A 19253-nucleotide genomic window follows, 5' to 3' on the forward strand; every position below is an offset into this window, starting at 1 on the left:
CACTATGGGGCTATACCGACTGGTAAGCGGAGGTGGCGCGATGTACGACGTCGTACTGCTTGTCGAGCAGGAACTGTCCGGGCCGGACGCGAAGCGCGTCGTCGAACTCCATCAGGACATGCCCGAGCCGGTCAAGTACCACGTGCTCGTGCCCTGCCACAACGCGGAGGCCGGCGTCGAGGCGTCGATCAGCGCACTCGGTACGGCGGACCTCTACGGGCCGGGCCTCGCCGGTCAGCGCAAGGATCTGGCGGAGGCGCAGAAGGCGATCGACACCGAGGCGAAGGGCTGCAGCGGACGCAGCGTGCAACGGCTGCGCGACCTCGGCCAGCAGGCCGAGGGTGGCATCTCGCACGACCGGGCGATCGACGCGCTGGTCGCGACCGTGAACCACGTCCAGGGCCAGGAGGTCATCATCCTGACCAGGCCGCACATCGTCGCGGAGTTCTTCCATCTGGACTGGACCAACTCCGCCCGCCGGCACCTCGGCGTACCCGTACTCCACCTGCTCGAGCACGAGTCGAAACCCGCTAGTGCTGGAGCAGAACCGCGTAAGTGAGGCCGCCGGCGAGGCTTGCGATCAGCAGCGACAGCGTCGTCCTGATCGCGCGCTCGCCGGTCCGGCCGTAGTGCCGGCCGTCCTCGGAGTGGTACGCGACCTTGTAACCGACGTACCCGGCCGCCAGGACGAGCCCCAGTTTGATCATCAGACACCTGCCGCCGTGCCGGATTCCTTGAACTGCGTGTGGTACAGATCAGCGTACTCGCCGCCGGCCGCGAGCAGCTGGTCGTGCGTGCCGCGTTCGATGATGTTGCCGCGGTCAACGACCAGGATCTGGTCCGCGTTCCGGACGGTCGACAGCCGGTGTGCGATCACCAGCGATGTACGGCCTTCGAGCGCGGTGTCCAGCGCCTGCTGGACGGCGACCTCGGACTCGGAGTCCAGGTGCGCGGTCGCCTCGTCGAGGACGACGATCTTCGGGGCCTTGAGCAACAACCGGGCGATCGCGAGTCGCTGCCGCTCGCCACCGGACAGCCGGTGCCCGCGGTCGCCGACAACCGTGTCGAGGCCGTCCGGCAGCTCCGAGACCAGCTCCCAGATCTGGGCGGCGCGCAACGCTTCCACCATCTCCTGCTCGGTGGCGTCCGGCTTTGCATAGACGAGATTCGCGCGGATCGTGTCGTGGAACATGTGCGCGTCCTGGGTGACGTACCCGATCGTGTCGTGCAGCGACTGCAGGGTGACGTCACGTACGTCGTGCCCGCCGATCCGCACCGCTCCCCCGGTCACATCGTACAAGCGAGCGACCAGGTTGGTGATCGTCGTTTTGCCTGCGCCCGAAGGCCCTACCAGGGCGATCATCTGGCCGGGTTGCACGGCGAAGTTCACGTCCTCGAGGACCTGCGCCGACGCCCGCTTGTCCAGGACGGCCACCGACTCCAGGCTCGCAAGCGAGACCTGCTCGGCGGTCGGGTACGCGAACGCGACGTGGTCGAACTCGACGCTCGCCGCGTCGTCCGGCAACGGCTGCGCATCGGGGGCGTCCTTGATCATCGGCTCCAGGTCGAGCACCTCGAAGACCCGCTCGAACGACACCAGCGCGGTCATCACGTCGACGCGGACGTTCGACAGCGCGGTCAGTGGACCGTACAACCGGCCGAGCAGGGCGACCAGCGCGAGCAGCGTCCCGACCGTCAACGTCTGGCGGACGGCCAGGTTGCCGCCGACGCCGTACACCAAGGCTGTCGCGAGCGCCGCGACCAGCGTCAACGCGGTGAAGAAGACCCGGCCGAGCATCGCGATCCGGATCCCCAGGTCGCGGACGCGCCCGGCCCGTTCGCCGAAGTCGCGCTCCTCCAGCGCCGGGTGCCCGAAGAGCGTGACGAGCAACGCGCCGCCGACGCTGAACCGCTCGGTCATCGCGGTGGACATCTCGGCGTTCAGGTTCATCTGCTCGCGGGTCATCGCGGCCAGCCGACGGCCGAGGATGCGGGCCGGGATCAGGAAGACCGGCAGCAGCAGGATCGCGACCACGGTCAACTGCCAGCTCAGCGCGAGCATCGCGCCGACCACGAGGATCAGGCTGATGATGTTCGAGACGACGCCGGACAGCGTGGAGGTGAAGGCCTGCTGCGCGCCGATCACGTCGTTGTTGAGCCGCGACACCAGCGCACCGGTTTGAGTCCGGGTGAAGAACGCGACCGGCATCCGCTGAACGTGGGCGAACACCTGGGTCCGCAGGTTGTAGATCAGCCCCTCACCGATCCGCGCCGAGAACGACCGCTGGACGAGGCCGAGCACGGCCTCCACGACCGCGAGCAGCGCGACCACCAGGGCCAGCGCGGTCACCAGACCCGCGTTCCCCTTGGTGATGCCGTCGTCGACGATCTTCTTGAACAGCAACGGCGACGCGATCACCAGGAACGCGGACAGGATCACGAGGACCAGGAACGCCGTGATCTGCCACCGGAACGGGCGCGCGAACCTCAGGATCCGCCGCACCGTGCCCTTGGCCAGCTTCCGCCCGACGATCGACGCGTCCTGGCGCCGCCAGCCGGCCGCGGCCATCCCACCCATCATCGACATACTGCCGCCTCTCTTTGTACTGATCTTCTCAACAGCCGGGGACAGAACACACTTCCCGCAACTTTTGGTTGCGCGTTGGGCCGGACCTGGTCTACAGTCATGAGCAACCAAAGGTTGCGAAAGGATGAGGACCCATGAGCAGGAGCATCGAGCGGGAGATTCGGGTCGAGGCGGCACCGGAGGTCGTCTACGAGGTGGTCAGCTCGCCGGAACACCTGCGCGAGTGGTGGCCCGACGAAGCCGACTTCAAGCCCGTCCCCGGCGGCCGCGGGACGATCGGCTTCAAGCAGGACGCGGGCACGATGACCGTCGGGCTGACCGTGCTCGAGGCCACGCCGCCCCACCGGTTCACGTTCCGCTGGGACTACGAGGGCGAGACCGCGACCCCGGAGAACTCGGTACTGGTCACCTTCGACCTGACCGCTGTGGACGGGGGCACGCTGCTCCGGTTCGCCGAGACCGGGTTCGACGAGGCCGGCAAGTCCGACGAACTGTTCGACGACCACACCAGCGGCTGGAACTACTTCCTCCCGCGGATCGCGCCGTACGTCGATCGGCTGGTCGCCAGGTCATGATCGACGACGAGCTCTGGTCCGCGATCGGCGACCCGACCCGGCGGCGGATGCTCGACCTGCTGCTCGCCGACGGCGGCGGTACGGCGACCAGTCTCGGCGAACAACTGCCCGTCACCCGGCAGGCGGTTGCCAAGCACCTCGGCGTACTCGACCGGGCCGGGCTCGTGCACTCCACGGCGTCCGGCCGGGAACGCCGCTACACCGTGGACGAGGACCGCCTCACCCACGCCATCAACCAGCTGGCCGACGTCACCCACGCCTGGGACCGGCGGCTGCAGCGCATCAAGACGATCGCCGAGGCGTTCGAGAAGAAGACGGAGAGGTAAGAACCATGAGCAACATCTTGCACCGGGTCGGCATCATCGCGCCGACCAAGGACGTGTACGACGCACTCACCACGATCGACGGGCTGGCCGGGTGGTGGACCGAGGACACCACCGGTGACGTCGACGGCGTGATCGCGTTCCGCTTCGCCAGCGCGGGCGGGGACGGGTTCGACATGAAGGTCCTGGAGAAGACCCCGGAACTGATCCACTGGGAGGTCGTTGGTGGACCCGACGAATGGATCGGTACCCACGTGACCTTCGAGCTCTCCCGGGCCGACGACTACACGATCGTCTTGTTCAAGCAGGAAGGCTGGCGGGAACAGGTCGAGTTCATGTACCACTGCAGCACCAAGTGGGCCACGTTCCTGATGAGCCTCAAGCAGTACGTCGAAACCGGCAAGGGCGAGCCCGCGCCGAACGACGTACTCGTGAGCAACTGGCACTAACCGAAGGCGGCGATCAGTTCCTTCAGCCGGCGGGCCTGCGCGGCGCGCTCCGCCTTCAGCTGGTCGTCGTACGAGCGGTCCGCGGCACCGAGGAGCAACGCCTTGGTCTCGCGGATCGCTCCGGGCAGCGGGGTCAGCAGCGCGTCGGTCAGGTCCTTCACCGTCGCGGCCAGCTCGTCGGCCGGTACGACGATGTTCGCGAGCCCGAGCTCCTTCGCCTCGTCCGCCTCGACCCAGCGGGTGGTCGCGCAGATCTCCAGCGCCCGGGCGTACCCGATCAGCTCGACCAGCGGCTTCGTACCACCGAGGTCCGGGACCAGGCCGAGTGCGGGCTCCCGCATGCTGAACCTGGCGTCCGGGGTGACGACCCGCAGGTCGCATGCGAGGGCGAGCTGGAAACCGGCGCCGACCGCGTGCCCCTGGACGGCCGCGATGCTGATGATCTCCGGCTTTCGCAGCCAGGAGAACCCGGCCTGGAAGTGCGCGATCAGCGGGTCGAGCTCGTCGGCAGGCTTCGCGCCGAGGCTGAGCAGCGGCTCCTGCCCCAGGTCGTTCTCGCCCATGATCAGCCGGCGGTCGAGACCCGCCGAGAACGACTGCCCCTCCCCCGACACCACGACCACACGGACCTCAGCCGGCAGCGCCGCACCGAAGTCGGCCAGCTCGGCCCACATCGCCGGCGTCTGCGCGTTCCGCACCTCCGGCCGGTCGAGTACGACGCGCGCGACCGGTCCGTCCACTGACAACCGCAGATCCGTCATGGACGGAACATTACTGGGAAGTAATCAGGCAAGCGAGACCAGGTCGGCGTAGTCGTTGGTCCAAAGGTCTTCGACGCCGTCCGGGAGCAGGACGACGCGTTCCGGTTCGAGGGCCTCGACGGCGCCCTCGTCGTGGGTGACCAGCACGATCGCGCCGGCGTACGAGCGGATCGCGTTCAGCACCTCGGCGCGGGAGGCCGGGTCGAGGTTGTTGGTCGGCTCGTCGAGCAGCAGTACGTTCGCCGCCGAGACGACCAGGGTCGCCAGCGCGAGCCGGGTCTTCTCGCCACCGGACAGCACCCCGGCCGGCTTGTCGGCGTCGTCGCCGGTGAACAGGAACGAACCGAGCACGCTGCGCGCCTGGGTCTCGTTCAGGTCCGGGGCGGCGGACTTCATGTTCTCCAGCACGGTCCGGTTGACGTCGAGCGTCTCGTGCTCCTGCGCGTAGTACCCGAGTTTGAGGCCGTGACCGTCGATGATTTCCCCGGTGTCCGCCTTCTCGATCCCGCCGAGGATCCGCAGCAGCGTGGTCTTCCCGGCGCCGTTCAGCCCGAGGACGACGACGCGCGAGCCCTTGTCGATCGCCAGGTCGACGTCGGTGAAGATCTCCAGCGACCCGTACGACTTCGACAGCTCCCGCGCCATCAGCGGCGTCTTGCCGCACGGCGCCGGCGTCGGGAACGCGATCTTCGCGACGCGGTCCTGCGCGCGGACCTCGTCCAGCGACGACATCAGCTGCTCGGCCCGGCGGAGCATCTGCTGCGCGGCGGTCGCCTTGGTCGCCTTCGCGCGCATCTTGTTCGCCTGGTCGACGAGCTGGGACGCCTTCTTCTCCGCGTTCGCGCGCTCGCGCTTGCGGCGGCGTTCGTCGGTCTCGCGCTGGCTCAGGTACGCCTTCCAGCCGACGTTGTAGATGTCGATCTCGGCGCGGTTCGCGTCCAGGTGGAAGACCCGGGTGACGGTCTGCTCGAGCAGGTTCACGTCGTGGCTGATCATGATCACGCCACCGGCGTACGACTTCAGGAAGTCCCGCAGCCAGACGATCGAGTCGGCGTCCAGGTGGTTGGTCGGCTCGTCCAGCAGCAGCGTCTCGGCCTGCGCGAACAGGATCCGGGCCAGCTCGACCCGGCGGCGCTGACCACCCGACAGCGTCGACAGCGGCTGGCCGAGGACGCGGTCCGGGAGGCCGAGGTTGGCGGCGATCCGGGCCGCCTCGGACTCGGCGGCGTACCCGCCCGCGGCGTGCAGGTCGGCCTCGGCGCGCTCGTACCGGCGCATGCCCTTGGCGCGGGTCTTCTCGTCGGTGCTGCCCATCGACTTCTCGGCGCTGCGGAGGCGCCGGACGACGTCGTCCAGCCCGCGGGCGGACAGGATCCGGTCGCGGGCCAGTACGTCGAGGTCGCCCGTCCGCGGGTCCTGCGGCAGGTAGCCGATCTCGCCCGAGGACGTCACCGACCCGCTGGCCGGCAGGCCCTCACCGGCGAGGATCTTGGTCAGCGTGGTCTTGCCGGCCCCGTTCCGCCCGACCAGCCCGACCTTGTCGCCGGGACCGACCCGGAACGACGCGGGCGCGAGCAGCTGGCGGGCACCGACGCGAACCTCGAGATTGGAAACAGTGATCATCGGGGTTCGCAGGGGTCCTTTTCGCTAGGGCTTCAGCAGTGGTTGCCGGTCTAGTGTATGTGTCGTGAAATTCAATCCGGATGCGGATCTCGACACCAGCGGTGTCGAGGACACCCGCGGTAGTGGTGGTGGCGGCCGCAGTGGGCTGCCGACCGGGATGATCCCGGTCGGTGGCGGCATCGGCGGCATCATCCTGCTGGTCGTGATCCTGCTGCTGTCCGGTGGCCTGCCAGGCGGAGGTGGCAGCGACCAACCGGCGACGCAGAACACGGCAGCAGGCAGCCTGAGCAACTGCAAGAAGGGCACCGACCTGCAGTCGAACTCGAACTGCCGGTTCGTCTTCTACCAGAACTCGATCCAGAGCTTCTGGGCGACCGAACTCCCCCGGCGCGGCAAGAAGTACACGCCGGCCGCGATGCGGGTGTTCGACGGCTCGGTGAACACCGGCTGCGGCCCGGCGACCAGCGCGGTCGGCCCGTTCTACTGCCCGCCCGACAAGCGCGTGTACCTGGACATCGGCTTCTTCCAGACCCTGCAGACCGACCTCGGCGCCCGCGGCGGCGAGTTCGCCGAGGCGTACGTGGTGGCGCACGAGTACGGGCACCACGTACAGAACCTGTACGGCATCCTCGACCGGATCAAGACCCGCAACGGCCCGACCTCGGACTCCGTCCGCTCCGAGCTCCAGGCCGACTGCCTGGCCGGCGTCTGGACCAACCACGCCACCACCGTCCCCGGCAAGAACGGCAAGCCGCTGATCACCGACCTCACCCAGGACGACATCGCCCGCGGCCTCGACGCCGCCGCCTCCGTCGGCGACGACCGCATCCAACAGAAGACCCAGGGCCAAGTAACCCCCGAATCCTTCAGCCACGGCACCGCCGCCCAACGCATGCACTGGTTCCAGACCGGCATGGACAGCGGCGACCTAACCGCCTGCGACACCTGGTCCGCCCGCACCCTCTGACAACGAAGAAGACCGCCCTGCACTCGCGCATTGAGTGCAGGGCGGTTGTTTGTTGTGTGTCAGGCGACCTGGGCGGGGCGGTGGTAGCCGGGGAGGAGTTCGTCGACGAGGGCGTCGGTTTCGGCTTCGGGGCCGCGGGGGCCGCTGTGTTTGGTGAGGGCGGCGTACATCTGGCCGGCGACGTTGGTGACGTCGGCAGTCGTACCGAAGTGGGACGCGAGGCGGAGGGTGGCGCGCCACAGCTCCTCGGAGGCCGGCGAGAAGCTCAGGCCGGTCTGCAGCGCCGTGCGGGCGAGGTTGCCGTCGTTGTGGCTGAGGGACGCCTCGGCGAGCCGCAGGGCGGCGTCGACGACGGCCTCGACCATCCGGCGTTCGATCCCGGACGCGGCGAGCCATGAGTAGCGGCCGCCGGGCAGGTTCGACCAGGCGGGGCCGTGCACCAGGCTGAGCGCCGTGGACAGCGGGCCGCGCGGGTCGTCCACCATCGAGGCCTGCTTGGCCAGCGTACGGAACACGTCCCAGTCGACCCGGACCACGCTGCGGTTCAGCATCCAGCGGCCGGACTCGTCGGCGTACATCGCGTCCACGCCGACCCAGCGGCGGGTGTGCTCGAGCGCCGAGTCGCGCAGCTCCTGGCTGATGCCACGCGGCCAGATCGCACCGGCGAGCACGTTCGGGTGGACGCCGTAGTCCTGGCTGGCCAGGAACGCGACGATCTCCGTGGACAGCGCGATCCGGCCTTCGTCGATCGCCCCGCGGGCGTCCACCTCGACCGGGCCGAGCAGGTCGACCTCGACCGGGGCCGGCTGGCTCAGATCGGTGGTCGAGAACTCGTACGCCGGCATGTCCTGCTCCGAACGGCGCTTGTCCCGGGCGTCCGCCTCGGCCGCGTCGAACAGCTGGACCAGGTCCGCGAACTGCTCCGGGTTGACGCTGTGCGCGTCGACCTCGAGTCCGAGCAGCCGGCAGACGGCCTGGTTCTTCTCGTCCACCACGAACCGCCACGGCGAGTTCAGTACGTCGCCGACCACGACCACCGAGATGCTCCGCTTGGCGTCCGCGGCCAGCCGGTTCAGCTGGTCCTCCTCCTCCGGCGACGGCGGCGCCGACAGGAAGATGATCTCCGAACCCCACAGCGCCGCGTCCGGATGCGTCATCCGGGCCTCGGAAACCGAGCCGGTGTCCCGCCGTTGGCAGGCCTGGACCTGGGCCTCGGTACGGCGGACGACCTCGGCCATCGCGTCGTCCAGCCGGACCCAGTAGCTCAGCCGGGCCGGCGCCAGCGACGACAGGTCGTCACCGAATCCGACCATGCTGATGTGCGCGCCTTCGGACCACAGGTTGGTGGCCAGCTCGACGGCCAGCGAACCCACCACGTCGCGGGAGGCGTTGGTGACGCCGCCGAACGCGACGATCCCGTTCGCGGTGTCGAGGTCGATCAGTACGGTCGCACCGTCCGCGTTCTGGCCGACGGTGACCAGCGTCGGGTACGGCGCGGGCGCGTTCACGTCGGCGTTCGGGGCGTACGCCCGGCGCAGCGTCCAACGGGTGCCTTCGGCAATCGCCTGCCACGGACCGGGCGGGGCGGGCTGCGCCTCGTACGGGTCCAGGACCAGCGTCAGCGCCCGGTCGGTCACCAGCGCGGCGACCACCTTCGGCATCGGCCGGCTCAGCTGGGTCATGTCCGCGCCGAGCTTGCGCAGCGAGTTGTCCACGAACTGCGCGGTCGGTACGTCGGCCGCCAGCCGCAGGTCGATCTCGGTCTGCCGCTGACCGGCCGCCTTCGGACCCGGGCCCTGCGCCCAGCCGCGGCGCCGCTTCAGCGCCAGCGCCAGGCCGGCCGCGAGCAGCGTCGCCCCGAAGCCGAAGATCCCGGCCTCCTGCAGGCTGATCCCGCTGTGCGCCTCGACCGGAACCGCGACCGGCACCTGCGTGCCGCCACCGGCCGGTTCGCCCTGCTCGTTCGTCCCGGCACCCGGGACGTGCGGCTCGGCGATCACGTTCGGCCCGGTCGGCTTCGCGTTCTTCGCTCCCGGATCCGTGGTCGAACTGACGATGCCGAGCGAGGAACCCTTCTCGGTGCCTTGCTCGGAGAACCGGCCCGGGCCGCTGGTCTTCGACTCGTGTTTGTGGTCGACCGTGACCTTCGGCTTCGTGGCCGTCTTGGTCTCGGTCGTCTTGGTCTCGGTCGGCCTGGTCGTCGTCTTGGTCTCGGTGGTGGACGTCGTCGTGTGGTCACCGACGCTCACCCGGACCGTGTGCACGCCCGGGCCCTTGGCGTCAGCCGGGAGGCGTACCTGCCAGCCCGGCATGATCAGGTCCGGGTTGGTCAGCCGGCGGCCGTCCGGCTGCAGCTTGTTCTTGTTGAGGTCGTAGATCTCCTTGTACCGGCGACCGTCGCCGAGGTGGCGCTCCGCGATGTCCCACAGGCAGTCGTAGTTGCGGCCGTGCGGCGGACGGACCTCGGTGTACTTGATGACCTGACCCTTGTGGTCGTGGTTCGTGCGTACGCCGGTGGTGGTCTTCTTCGCGTGCTGGTTGTTGCCGGTGAGGATCGTGCTGGACGCCTCGGTCTGGCGGAACTGCGACGCCGCCGAGTCCCCGCCGCTGTGCCGCGCGGTCACCGAGGTGGGAGCGGCCGGGCCGCTCGTCGTCACCGCGCTTGCCACGGGCAGGCTGACACCCGCGCCGGCGGCGATCAGTACGACGGTGCCGATCAGGCGGCGCGCCAGTACCTGCGAACCGCCGCCGAGCGGGACCCGCGGGGACAGGCCGTGACCGCGGACCTCCGCGACCGCTTCCGCGATCAGGCAGATCACGAAGTGCAGCCAGGCGATCCAGATGAAGAACGCGATGATGCCCAGCACGGTCTCGATGCTCAGCTCGCTGAACAGCATGCTCTTGCTGGGCATCTTGTCCGGCCACGGCGTACCGAAGAACCGCAGCAGCACGTACGGCACCCCGCCGACGATCGCGAGGATCGCGAGCAGCGCGACGAAGCCCTTCAGCCGGTCCGCGCCCGGACTCCCCACCCGCCGCTGCGGCAACCGAGCCGCCTGCACCGGATCATTGGTCCTTACCATCGCTCCTCCATACCCCCACCATCAGCCACCACGTCATCCACCGATGGCCTCGACTTCCTGCACAGGCAGTCGCTGTACGGCGTGGACCTCCGCCTGCCCGATCGGGTGCCAGCCACCCTGGTCCTTGCCGATCCAGTACGACACCTCCCAGGTGATCGTCAGCTTCACGGTGTACATCGCGTCCGGCTGACTCGCGCTGGACTTCTTGTAGATGTGCTTGCACGGGTTGATCTGGTTGTACGGATCCTTCGTCGGGTCGTACCCGGTCGGATTGTCCAGCGGAGTGACTCCGGTCTTGCAGTCGAACGGAGCCGTACCGTCACCCGGGTCGATCTTCAGGTTCACGACCATGCCGCGCATCGTCAGGTTGTGCCCCGGGCTGAAGTAGCTGCTGGTCGTACCGTCGATCTCGTAGACCTCCGACGTCAGCGGCGTCAGCGTGAAGTACGCCGGAACGTTCACCCGCGGCGTGAACGTCGGCATGATCTGCAGCGCGGGATCCGGGTAGTTGGTGTCGAACCGGTACCAGAACTGCTTCATGTAGTCCGGGAACGGGCACTGGGCTTCCTCAGCCGCGTCGACCGGCATGTAGGCGCGCTCGAGGTGCGCGTTCTTGCCGCCGTTGTACGTGTCGAGGTCGTAGCCGGTGATCGTGACCCGGAGCACCCACTTCTTGCCCTCGGGCGCTTGTGGCAGCCGGATGCCGGGCGGGATGTCGAAGTTGCGGCACGGCACGAACGGCTTGCCGTCGAGGCGGTCCCGCCAGGTCGGCGGCGGCGATCCGTCGCCGAGGTAGGGCGCACCGGAGCTGCAGTACGAGCCGAAGCCGATGGAGTTCACGTACATGCTGCAGACGGAGTTGCCTGTCGTGATGGTGTCCGCGGAGGCCGTGGTTGCAGGGGTGACCAGGAGCAGTGCGAGTACGGCACTCAAGGCGAGCAATGTGCGGGCTACCCGGTTGTGCATCCTCACTCCCCAGACTCGTCTACGCGCAGATTATCTTCGACCAGGGGCATCATGCCCGTTGCCCAGTACCCCGTCACCTCTTCGCAACCTGAATTCCGTGGTACCGATCTAGGCCGGATAATGCACTCCGGCGCAGTTCACGCCCTTGCTCGTTGCCAGCCGGTACGGGAGCCAACCCATGCCGGTCTGTACCATCTCGATCACCTCGGGTGACCCTTTGGGCGTCACGACGGTCCAGTTCCGCGCCTTCGGGTCCCAGTACTGGGTGGTCTGCGAGCGGCACGTCTGCACGGCGACGGTGCCGTCCTTCGTACTGTGCGCACCGACGACGACCACGCTCCCCGGCGGCTTCATCACCCAGCCGTTCCGCTTCGCGTCGGCGATGCCCTGGGCCACGTCCGCGTAGAAGAACGACGGGAAGCGCTGCTTCAGGATCGTGTCGTCGCGGTCGACGAGGGCCTTGAAGTAGAGCGGGTAGCTGGTCACGAGCCCTTGGACGGCGGGGTTGGACGCGTAGTTCCCGGCCTGGACGATGACCTGTTTCGCGGCGGGCGCGGTCGGCTGCGTGGTGGTGGCGGGCAGGGTCGGCGCACTGGTCGGTTGGCTCGGACCCGCGGACGGGGTGCTCGACGATGTCGTCGTACCGGACTCGCCGGCCGGTTGCGGCAGACCGCCGTCGTTCGAGTCCTTGCCGCAGGCACTCAACAGCAGTACGCCGACCAGCGCGGCGGGAATGGCAAACCTACGCACGAACAGAATCCTCCTAGCGCCCCGGCGGCTTGCTCTTGGTGGTGGTGGGCGGTTCCGACGGACCGGTCGGCGGTGTGCCGGACGGGTCCGGTTTGTCGGTCGGTGACGGGGTGACGTTCGGCGAGCAGGTCGCGGGGAACGGGAACGGCGACAGCGTCCAGGTCGGGGTCGGTGAGCCGACGGTCCAGGTCGGGCACGGCAGGTCGATCGTCGGCGGCTGCGCCGTGGTGATCGGGATGTTGCCGGGGCCGTCGGTGGTTGGGTTGACCACGATCGGGGGGACGCTGGGGCTGTCGTCGGCTTTGTCGATGCCTTGTTCGGGGTGGGCCTGGCCGGTGCCTACGGCTTTCAGGGACTGTTTGCCGATCAGGCCGAGGAACGTGGTCTTGTTCTGGATGGCGACCTGGATGTCGACTTCCTTCTCGGTCAGGGTGGTCGGGCCGCAGGCGGTCACGGTCGGGTCGTTCGACTGGACCTGGCCGCAGAAGCCGGCGATCGCGGTCGTGGCCTTGGTGGTGTCGATCTTCGCCTCGGCCGAGTTCAGCTGGATCGCGGCGGCGCCGACGCGGGCGGCTTCCTGTGCGTACCCGACCGCGCGCGAGCGGGCGCCCAACTGCCGGCCGCCGTCGATGACCAGGCCGGCGAGGGTGAAGATCATGACCGCGAGGATCGCGACCGCCGGGCTCAGCGCACCCCGGGAGAACAGCCGATGGTTGCGCGGGGCATCGATCCGGAAGAAGTCGACGACCCGCGACCTACGACCCGTCACCGCGCACCCCCCGGTACGGATCGAGGGACGACGTGAAGCGCTTGGTGATCGTGGTGTCGCCACCGAGGCCGAGCAGGCCCAGGTCGCGGTAGTTGATCGTGCACGTGACCTCGACCGACAACGGCTGCCCGGCAACGAATCCGGTGGTCAGCGAGCCGGCAGCAGTCTCCTTGCAGGACTTGACCGCATGCCCCATCGCGTCCGAGACGGCCTGGTCGACCCGTCCTTGCGCCTCCTGGGCCGAACGCGACTGGCTCGCGCCGCGGGCGCCGTCGCGGGCCGCGCCCTCCAGCTGCGACGAGGTCTGGAAGTACCGGCCGCAGGCGAGCAGGAACATGAACAGCGCGAGCAGCACCGGCGCCAGGATCACCATCTCGAGCGCCATCGTCCCGCGCTCCCGCATCGAACGTACCCTCACTTGTCCGCCTGGAACTGCTCGATCGGTCCGGTCGCGGTCTGGGTCACGGTCAGGTTCAGACCGGGGACCAGCGAGACAGTGTCGCCCGTGACGGTGAACGACACCATGCCTTGCGGATTGTTGTACTCCGGGAACGGCACGCTCGCGTGCTGCAGCGTCGTACCGCCCAACTGCTGGGCGTAGGACTCGATGTCCGCGCGGACCTTCTCCCCCACCGCCGGCGTGTAGACCGGCGGCTGGACGAGCCGCAGGCGCGAGACGCCCTCCTGGGCCGCGTTCAGCGCGACGGATCGTCCGTACAGCCACAGCGCGGTCTGGATGGACATGAAGATCAGCGCGAGGATCATCGGCGCGAGGATCGCCAGCTCCAGCGTGCTGACCCCCCGTTCCGAGCGTCTCCGCCGTACCTTCTTCCACCCCAGCCGCATCGGTGTGTCCGTCAGCCCTGGTTGATGTCCGCGGTGTGCTTGCTGATCACGGCCTTCACCACGGCGCCGATCGCCAGCGCGGCGACGACCAGGATGCCCGAGATGATCGCCCACTCCAGCGCGGAGGCGCCGAGCTCGGTCGGGCCCTGCTTGGCGCGAGCGCGCTGGGCCTGGGCACGCGCCACCGCGTAGCCGGCCATCGTGCGCCAGAACGTCAACTCCGAGGAGGTCATCTGATTGCCTTTCAGATCGTGAGGTCGAGGCAGGCCTCAGTATGCAGTGTCGGACGGACCATTCCGCCCATCGGATCCCGTGCCCTGATCACTGTTCGGCCTAACTTCCCAGGATGGCCACCCCGGCCGGGAAGGCCAGGAACAGGAAGAACGCCGCGATCATGACGAGCTGGGCGACCAGCATGGACTGGGACCGCTCACCCGCCTTGCCTTCCACGTCGGCCAGCTCCTTGCGGCGCAGCGACGCGGCCCGGGCGAGCAGCGACGAGCGGATCTTCGCGCCTTCGTCACCGGCCAGCGCGAGCGCCGACGCCAGGTCGCGGAGTTCCTCGACACCGAGGTCCTCGCCGAGCCGGGCCATCGCGTCCCACGGCGTGATGCCGATCAGCCGCGCGTTCGCGAGCGCCTGCCGGATCCGGGCCATCGCCCAGTGCTCGCCGATCGTGGACGCGGTCATCAGCGCCTCGGGCAGACCGCGGCCGCCGGCCAGGTTCATCGCGACCAGGTCCAGGAAGCTGCCGACCACGTGCCGGAAGTCCCGGCGCCGCTTCTCCGCCTGCTGACGCAGGGCCAGGTCCGGCAGGAAGAACGCCAGCGCCATGAACGCGAGCGTCACGATCGCCGGCGAGAAGCCCGGAGCGGTCAGCCCGATCGCGGAGAAGAGGAACAGCACGATCGGGATGAAGACCAGCGCGCCGAGCGCGAACAGCACCTTGGTGGCAAGCATCGCGGCGAACGGCTGGTTCATCACCGCGAGGTCCCGGCGCAGCTTGCCGAACGCCCAGCCGCGCGCGTTCGCCTCCAGCTCCAGCCGGCGGCCGAGCGACTCGCGGGCCCGGTCCACGCCACCGAGCACCCGCTCCCCGGCCGCGCTCGTGGTCGCACTGGTGTACCCGCCACGGCCGGCGTCGATCCGCGCGATCGTCGACAGTACGTTGGCCCGCGGCTTGATGAACATCCGCACCAGCACGTACACACCGAGTCCGGCGATGCCGCCGGTGATGAAAGCCCACGTCATCCGCTCACCACCTCCATCCGCTCGTCACCCGGCCGGTTGTGCCCGTGGTCCTTGTTCATGCCGATCAGGAACCGTTCCGGCACCTCGATCTTCGCCAGCCGCCGCAGCCAGAGCAGGCCGATCGCGTACAGGCCGATCACGATCGCGAGCACGATCTGCCCGATGAAGCCGCGGTACGGCGCCATGTACGTCGGGTTGAACAGCACCAGGCCCGCCGCCATGATCAGCGTGATCGCGACCACGACCTGCACACTGCGCCGGGTGGAACGCCGTTCGGCGGCGACCTTCCGGCGGACGTCGAGTTCCTCGCGGGCCGAGTCGGCGAGCGCGCTGAGCACCTCGCGCAGACCGGGGCCGCGGAGCCGGGCGTTCAGTACCAGGGCCGCGACGATCAGGTCGGCGGACGGGTCGTCCAGGTCGTCGGCGAACCGCATCAGGGCCGACGGCAACGGTTCGCGGATCCGCAGCCGGTCGACCAGCAGGTTCAGGCTCGGCTTGATCGCCGGTGCCGCGTTCACCGCGGTGGCCGGGATGGCCTGTTCCAGGCCGACCGCGCCGGCGATGGTGTCGCGCAGCGCCTCGGTCCAGGTGGCGAGCGCGTCCAGGCGTTCGATCGCGCGGCGTTCCTCACCGGTACCGCCGAAGAAGCGGTCCGCCATCACGGCCAGCAGGCCGAGCGCGACGGCCAGCACCAGCCAGCGGGTGACCACCAGGACGAGCAGGCCGACCGCGAGCCCGGCGCCGAACCGGATCAGGTTCTTCCGGTTCTCGGCGCTCCGGTCGCGGAACAGCGACGGCGTCTCGTCCTTGGGCTCGGTGCCGCGGATCGCGACGATCAGCAGCAGGATCGCACCGCCCACCACCGCACCGCAGATCAGCGCCCCCAGCGTTTCGATGCTCACAGGATCACGCCCAGGTTCCGTGGACGAGGGGCTGGTAGCCGAAGTGTTCGAGTTCGTCCATGCAGGCGATCGGCGCGTGCGCCGCGGCGCGGCCGTCCGGGCCGGGCGCGAACACCTCGCCGGACAGCACCCGGCCGTCCCAGCCGGTCACCTCGCGGATGCTCTCGATGTACCGGCTGACGCCGCCACCGCGCTGGTAGTCGTTGTGCCGCCGCACGAACACGACGAAGTCGAGCGCGCCCGCGATCAGCATCTGGGTGGCGTCCATCGGCAACCGCTCCATCGCCTGGATGGCGTACGTACTGATCCGGTTGAACACCTCCATCGAGCTGTTCGAGTGGATCGTCGACAGCGAGCCGTCGTTACCCTGGCTCATCGCGTTCAGCATCGTGACGATCTCGTCGCCGAGCACCTCACCGACGATGACCCGGGACGGGTTCATCCGCAGCGACCGCCGGACCAGGTCGGCCATCGTGACCTCGCCGACGCCTTCGGAGTTCGGCAGCCGTTCCTCGAACGCGACCACGTTCGGGTGCAGGTCCTTGAACTCCCCCAGGCCGAGCTCCAGCGACCGCTCGACGGTGATCAGCCGCTCGTGCGGCTGGATCTCGTTGGCCAGCGCACGCAGCAGGGTCGTCTTCCCGGAGTTCGTCGCGCCGGCGATCATGATGTTCTTCCGGGCCGCGACCGCCGCCCGCAGGAACGAGCCGACGTCGTCGGTCATGGTGCCGTTGACAACGAGGTCGCGGAGGAACACCTTGCCGAGCCGGGCGCGCCGGATCGAGACCACCGGGCGCGCGGTCACGCCCATCACCGCGGACAACCGCGAGCCGTCCGGCAGCCGCAGGTCCAGCTGCGGGTTCGCGGAGTCGAACGGGCGGCTGGTCAGGCCCGCGTGCGAGGCCAGCACCTGGATCAGCTCGATCAGTTCGTCGTCGCTCTCGGCCACCGGGCCGGGCGTCTCCTCGCGGCCGTCGCCGTACTGCACGAAGACCTGGTCGCAGCCGTTGATGTCGATGTTCTCGACCTCGGGGTCGTCGATCAGCGGCTGCAGCCGGCCGACGCCGAACAGCGCCGAGTGGATCGCGCCGGCGATCTGCGCGTCGTCGTCCGGCGTCGGCGGCGTCCGCCCCTCGGCCAGCTCGTACCGCGCGTGGTCCTCGAGCACCTGCACGATCAGCGACCGGGCGTACTCGCGCTCGTCCTCCGCGCTCATCGGCGGTACGCCGTTCACCTGGTCGCGCCGGCGCTGCTCGTTCAGCCGCTCGGCGACCTGCACCCGAAGCCGGCGGACCAGCTCCTGGTCCGCGCTCATCTGTAATCCCCTGGCGGGAACGCCGCGTTCGCCATGTCGAAGTCCTGCGGCGGTGGCGCGGAGACGAGCGCGGCCATCTCCGCGGTGATCACGGACGCGGACCGGATCAGCTGGGTCTTGTCGAGCCGGCCGTGGCCGCGCCCGTCGAAGAACGCCGCACCCGCCGGGTCGTACGCCAGGTGCCAACGGTGCCGTACGGGCAGCGACATCGCGTCCAGCACGCTCCACACCTGCTTCACGCCGTCGCGCTGCTTCGGGTCGGCCACCACGACCACACCGAGTTGCGCGTCGACGTGGTGCACCAACGTCGACAGCCGCTCCCGCAGATGCGCGACGGACGAGCCTGTCGCGGTGCAGACGAGTACGACCAGACGCGCGGACTGGACGACCGGGAGTTGCGGTGACGACGCACCGATCCGCCCGCAGTCGGCCAGTACGTCGCTGTGCTGCATCTGGTTGAACGAGATGCCGAGCGGGTGCCACAGTCCGCCCATCCCGCCGACCTGCTCGGGCGAACGGACGCCGAGGAGTACGTCGAGACCGCCGTCCAGCTGCTGGCTGTGCGCGAGGATGACCTCGTCGCCGAGCCCTTTACGGCTGGCCGCGGCCAGGCTGACCAGGCCGCGGTCGGAGTTGAGCGCCGCGCCCGCCGGGCCGGTCATCCGGATCGCCACGTCGCTGCCGGCCGGGTCACACTCGGCCAGCAGCACCTGCCGCGGCCAGAGCGCACCGAAGACCAGGCTGGCCGTGGTCACGCCGGGAGAACCCTTCGCGCTCGCCAGTGCCACCAGTGCCATCAGTTGGACCCACCGTTGCGGGAGACCTCCGGCTTGGTGCCCGGCGCGAGCTTCCCGACAACGAGCGTCTTCGCCGCGGCGGCTGCGGCGACCGTGTTGAACTTCGCGGACGGAACCAGCACGGTGATGTTCAGCGAGCTGTTCGCGTTCGTCTTGCTGTCGGTGATCGCACCGGCTGTCGAGGTCACCTCGGCGGCGGTGACCAGCGGGACCGGGGACCCGCCCTCGTTGGCCGCGGGCACCCGGACGATCGAGACCATGTCGCCGACCTGCAGGCCGTCCGACGGCGCGTGCCCGGCGTCCAGGCTGATACCGACCAGGGCTCCGTCGATCGGGATCGGCTGCTCGCCTTCCTTGGTGAAGTTGGCCGGCGTGACGAACTGGTCCTTGTACAGCCAGCTGGTCGTGTACCGGCCGACGTACTTGCCGGCCTGGGACCACGGGATCAGCCCGCCGGTGGCGCCGGCCAGGTCGCCGCGGGAGAAGTCCTTGGCCTCGATCTTGTGCCCAGGGGCGAGCGCGGTGGCCGAGATCGCCACGAAGTCGGAGCGGTTGCCGCTGTTCAGCGCGATCAGCGCCGACCCGGCGGCGCCGAGCAGGATCAGGATGACCGCCAGGGCGGCCAGCGCCGGGCGTCTTTCCCGGCCGGTCGGCAGCCGGGTCGAGCCACCACCCGACGGTCGGCCCGCAGCCCGGGACCCTTGGGAAGAGGTACGCGTGGAGGACGAGAGACTCACGCGCCTACCGTAATGGCAGCGAGGTACCAATCGGGCCGGCAGGCCGGTCCTGTGCCACCCCTGTTACCGGGCCGCGACCCGCTCCCGCTCCCGCGGTGTGAGCAGCTGGTTGAACAGTCCCGGACCGCCGTACAACTGGTCTAGATAGGCGTACAGCGCCCGCAGGCTCAGGCCGAGCTGCCGTTCCCACTCCCGCCGTCCTTCCAGCCAGTCGACCAGCTCGCGGCCCTCGGCCAAGGTGACGGCCGCGTTCACCGGCTGGTCCATCCGGTTCGAGTTCGCGTCCCAGGCGGTTTCCGGCCCGCGAACCGCCTGTACTGCGGCCGCCAACTCGTCGAGCGCGGCGTCCTCGTAGAAGCTGCCGAACCCGTACCGCCCACGGTCACGGTCGGTGCCGTGCAACTCGTCCAGGTACTCGGACAACGCCAGGAACAGCTCGATCCCGTCGTACTCCGGGCCGTCCGGCGCCACCCGCCGCAGGTTGTGCACCAGGTCCCGGGCCTGGCTCACCGTCCACTCCGAGTCACCGAGCCGCTCAGCCATGGAACGGAT

General features: G+C 69.2%; 22 protein-coding genes. 5 read left to right on the top strand and 17 right to left on the bottom strand.

Annotated elements, in window-relative coordinates:
• Window positions 1–40: 40 nt before the first annotated feature.
• Window positions 41–559, top strand: a complete 519-nt coding sequence (locus ACFYRU_RS22720; protein WP_387662065.1) for a hypothetical protein — start codon at window positions 41–43, stop codon at window positions 557–559.
• Here the strand turns inward: ACFYRU_RS22720 and ACFYRU_RS22725 are convergent.
• Both ACFYRU_RS22725 and ACFYRU_RS22730 read right to left on the bottom strand, forming a co-directional pair.
• The gene (locus ACFYRU_RS22725; RefSeq protein WP_387662067.1) at window positions 531–707 is read right to left on the bottom strand and encodes a hypothetical protein; all 177 of its coding nucleotides are present in this window, start codon (window positions 705–707) and stop codon (window positions 531–533) included. The two genes, ACFYRU_RS22720 and ACFYRU_RS22725, sit on opposite strands and share 29 nt — an antisense overlap.
• Window positions 707–2581, bottom strand: a complete 1875-nt coding sequence (locus ACFYRU_RS22730; protein WP_387662933.1) for an ABC transporter ATP-binding protein — start codon at window positions 2579–2581, stop codon at window positions 707–709. Before ACFYRU_RS22730 ends, ACFYRU_RS22725 begins: the two co-directional genes overlap by 1 nt.
• Before the next feature lie 140 nt (window positions 2582–2721).
• Between ACFYRU_RS22730 and ACFYRU_RS22735 the strand changes: the two genes are divergently transcribed.
• The 3 genes from ACFYRU_RS22735 to ACFYRU_RS22745 are packed head-to-tail and all read left to right on the top strand — an operon-like array spanning window position 2722 to window position 3934.
• On the top strand, window positions 2722–3162 hold the full coding sequence (locus tag ACFYRU_RS22735; protein WP_387662069.1) for an SRPBCC domain-containing protein: 441 nt from the start codon (window positions 2722–2724) through the stop codon (window positions 3160–3162).
• Window positions 3159–3488 (top strand): ArsR/SmtB family transcription factor, encoded by a 330-nt coding sequence (locus ACFYRU_RS22740; protein ID WP_387662071.1) that lies wholly within the window; start codon window positions 3159–3161, stop codon window positions 3486–3488. Before ACFYRU_RS22735 ends, ACFYRU_RS22740 begins: the two co-directional genes overlap by 4 nt.
• A gap of 5 nt (window positions 3489–3493) precedes the next feature.
• On the top strand, window positions 3494–3934 hold the full coding sequence (locus ACFYRU_RS22745) for an SRPBCC domain-containing protein (RefSeq protein WP_387662073.1): 441 nt from the start codon (window positions 3494–3496) through the stop codon (window positions 3932–3934).
• On the opposite strand, the gene ACFYRU_RS22750 is transcribed toward ACFYRU_RS22745, so the two are convergent.
• A complete protein-coding gene (locus tag ACFYRU_RS22750) occupies window positions 3931–4695 on the bottom strand; it encodes an enoyl-CoA hydratase/isomerase family protein (RefSeq protein ID WP_387662074.1) in 765 nt (254 codons plus the stop codon). The two genes, ACFYRU_RS22745 and ACFYRU_RS22750, sit on opposite strands and share 4 nt — an antisense overlap.
• Before the next feature lie 24 nt (window positions 4696–4719).
• The gene (gene abc-f / locus ACFYRU_RS22755; protein WP_387662076.1) at window positions 4720–6318 is read right to left on the bottom strand and encodes a ribosomal protection-like ABC-F family protein; all 1599 of its coding nucleotides are present in this window, start codon (window positions 6316–6318) and stop codon (window positions 4720–4722) included.
• Window positions 6319–6382: 64 nt separating this feature from the next.
• On the opposite strand from abc-f, the gene ACFYRU_RS22760 reads away from it, so the two are divergent.
• A complete protein-coding gene (locus ACFYRU_RS22760) occupies window positions 6383–7285 on the top strand; it encodes a neutral zinc metallopeptidase (RefSeq protein WP_387662078.1) in 903 nt (300 codons plus the stop codon).
• Window positions 7286–7344: 59 nt separating this feature from the next.
• On the opposite strand, the gene ACFYRU_RS22765 is transcribed toward ACFYRU_RS22760, so the two are convergent.
• The 13 genes from ACFYRU_RS22765 to ACFYRU_RS22825 form a co-directional block, all read right to left on the bottom strand.
• Window positions 7345–10368, bottom strand: coding sequence for a hypothetical protein (locus ACFYRU_RS22765; RefSeq protein WP_387662080.1), 3024 nt, complete (start codon window positions 10366–10368; stop codon window positions 7345–7347).
• 33 nt (window positions 10369–10401) lie between these two features.
• A complete protein-coding gene (locus tag ACFYRU_RS22770; RefSeq protein ID WP_387662081.1) occupies window positions 10402–11334 on the bottom strand; it encodes a hypothetical protein in 933 nt (310 codons plus the stop codon).
• 108 nt (window positions 11335–11442) lie between these two features.
• Entirely contained in the window at window positions 11443–12084 is a 642-nt protein-coding gene (locus ACFYRU_RS22775) for a hypothetical protein (RefSeq protein WP_387662083.1), read from the bottom strand.
• 13 nt (window positions 12085–12097) lie between these two features.
• Entirely contained in the window at window positions 12098–12853 is a 756-nt protein-coding gene (locus ACFYRU_RS22780) for a pilus assembly protein TadG-related protein (RefSeq protein WP_387662085.1), read from the bottom strand.
• A complete protein-coding gene (locus tag ACFYRU_RS22785) occupies window positions 12840–13256 on the bottom strand; it encodes a TadE/TadG family type IV pilus assembly protein (RefSeq protein ID WP_387662087.1) in 417 nt (138 codons plus the stop codon). Before ACFYRU_RS22785 ends, ACFYRU_RS22780 begins: the two co-directional genes overlap by 14 nt.
• 11 nt (window positions 13257–13267) lie before the next feature.
• Entirely contained in the window at window positions 13268–13699 is a 432-nt protein-coding gene (locus tag ACFYRU_RS22790) for a TadE/TadG family type IV pilus assembly protein (protein WP_387662089.1), read from the bottom strand.
• Window positions 13700–13710: 11 nt separating this feature from the next.
• A complete protein-coding gene (locus tag ACFYRU_RS22795) occupies window positions 13711–13932 on the bottom strand; it encodes a hypothetical protein (protein ID WP_387662091.1) in 222 nt (73 codons plus the stop codon).
• 100 nt (window positions 13933–14032) lie between these two features.
• A complete protein-coding gene (locus ACFYRU_RS22800) occupies window positions 14033–14950 on the bottom strand; it encodes a type II secretion system F family protein (protein WP_387662093.1) in 918 nt (305 codons plus the stop codon).
• Window positions 14947–15852, bottom strand: coding sequence for a type II secretion system F family protein (locus ACFYRU_RS22805; protein ID WP_387662095.1), 906 nt, complete (start codon window positions 15850–15852; stop codon window positions 14947–14949). The genes ACFYRU_RS22800 and ACFYRU_RS22805 overlap by 4 nt, the downstream gene beginning before the upstream one ends.
• A 4-nt stretch (window positions 15853–15856) precedes the next feature.
• The gene (locus ACFYRU_RS22810) at window positions 15857–17167 is read right to left on the bottom strand and encodes a CpaF family protein (RefSeq protein ID WP_387662096.1); all 1311 of its coding nucleotides are present in this window, start codon (window positions 17165–17167) and stop codon (window positions 15857–15859) included.
• Complete coding sequence (locus tag ACFYRU_RS22815; protein WP_387662098.1) at window positions 17164–17964, bottom strand: hypothetical protein; 801 nt, start codon at window positions 17962–17964, stop codon at window positions 17164–17166. Before ACFYRU_RS22815 ends, ACFYRU_RS22810 begins: the two co-directional genes overlap by 4 nt.
• Window positions 17964–18701, bottom strand: a complete 738-nt coding sequence (locus ACFYRU_RS22820; RefSeq protein ID WP_387662100.1) for a hypothetical protein — start codon at window positions 18699–18701, stop codon at window positions 17964–17966. The genes ACFYRU_RS22815 and ACFYRU_RS22820 overlap by 1 nt, the downstream gene beginning before the upstream one ends.
• Before the next feature lie 63 nt (window positions 18702–18764).
• Window positions 18765–19244 carry a hypothetical protein gene (locus ACFYRU_RS22825; protein WP_387662102.1) on the bottom strand — a complete coding sequence of 160 codons (480 nt, stop codon included), beginning with the start codon at window positions 19242–19244 and terminating at the stop codon, window positions 18765–18767.
• Between the last annotated feature and the right edge of the window lie 9 nt (window positions 19245–19253).

This window comes from Kribbella sp. NPDC004536, from assembly GCF_042873835.1.
Taxonomy (GTDB): Bacteria; Actinomycetota; Actinomycetes; order Propionibacteriales; family Kribbellaceae; genus Kribbella.

Coding starts and splice junctions, on each gene's coding strand:
- ACFYRU_RS22800 (WP_387662093.1), bottom strand. CDS start 14,950: ATGACGTGGGCTTTCATCACCGGCGGCATCGCCGGACTCGGTGTGTAC.
- ACFYRU_RS22765 (WP_387662080.1), bottom strand. CDS start 10,368: ATGGTAAGGACCAATGATCCGGTGCAGGCGGCTCGGTTGCCGCAGCGG.
- ACFYRU_RS22770 (WP_387662081.1), bottom strand. CDS start 11,334: ATGCACAACCGGGTAGCCCGCACATTGCTCGCCTTGAGTGCCGTACTC.
- ACFYRU_RS22735 (WP_387662069.1), top strand. CDS start 2,722: ATGAGCAGGAGCATCGAGCGGGAGATTCGGGTCGAGGCGGCACCGGAG.
- abc-f (WP_387662076.1), bottom strand. CDS start 6,318: ATGATCACTGTTTCCAATCTCGAGGTTCGCGTCGGTGCCCGCCAGCTG.
- ACFYRU_RS22815 (WP_387662098.1), bottom strand. CDS start 17,964: ATGGCACTGGTGGCACTGGCGAGCGCGAAGGGTTCTCCCGGCGTGACC.
- ACFYRU_RS22725 (WP_387662067.1), bottom strand. CDS start 707: ATGATCAAACTGGGGCTCGTCCTGGCGGCCGGGTACGTCGGTTACAAG.
- ACFYRU_RS22750 (WP_387662074.1), bottom strand. CDS start 4,695: ATGACGGATCTGCGGTTGTCAGTGGACGGACCGGTCGCGCGCGTCGTA.
- ACFYRU_RS22810 (WP_387662096.1), bottom strand. CDS start 17,167: ATGAGCGCGGACCAGGAGCTGGTCCGCCGGCTTCGGGTGCAGGTCGCC.
- ACFYRU_RS22795 (WP_387662091.1), bottom strand. CDS start 13,932: ATGACCTCCTCGGAGTTGACGTTCTGGCGCACGATGGCCGGCTACGCG.
- ACFYRU_RS22785 (WP_387662087.1), bottom strand. CDS start 13,256: ATGCGGGAGCGCGGGACGATGGCGCTCGAGATGGTGATCCTGGCGCCG.
- ACFYRU_RS22745 (WP_387662073.1), top strand. CDS start 3,494: ATGAGCAACATCTTGCACCGGGTCGGCATCATCGCGCCGACCAAGGAC.
- ACFYRU_RS22740 (WP_387662071.1), top strand. CDS start 3,159: ATGATCGACGACGAGCTCTGGTCCGCGATCGGCGACCCGACCCGGCGG.
- ACFYRU_RS22825 (WP_387662102.1), bottom strand. CDS start 19,244: ATGGCTGAGCGGCTCGGTGACTCGGAGTGGACGGTGAGCCAGGCCCGG.
- ACFYRU_RS22720 (WP_387662065.1), top strand. CDS start 41: ATGTACGACGTCGTACTGCTTGTCGAGCAGGAACTGTCCGGGCCGGAC.
- ACFYRU_RS22790 (WP_387662089.1), bottom strand. CDS start 13,699: ATGCGGCTGGGGTGGAAGAAGGTACGGCGGAGACGCTCGGAACGGGGG.
- ACFYRU_RS22730 (WP_387662933.1), bottom strand. CDS start 2,581: ATGATGGGTGGGATGGCCGCGGCCGGCTGGCGGCGCCAGGACGCGTCG.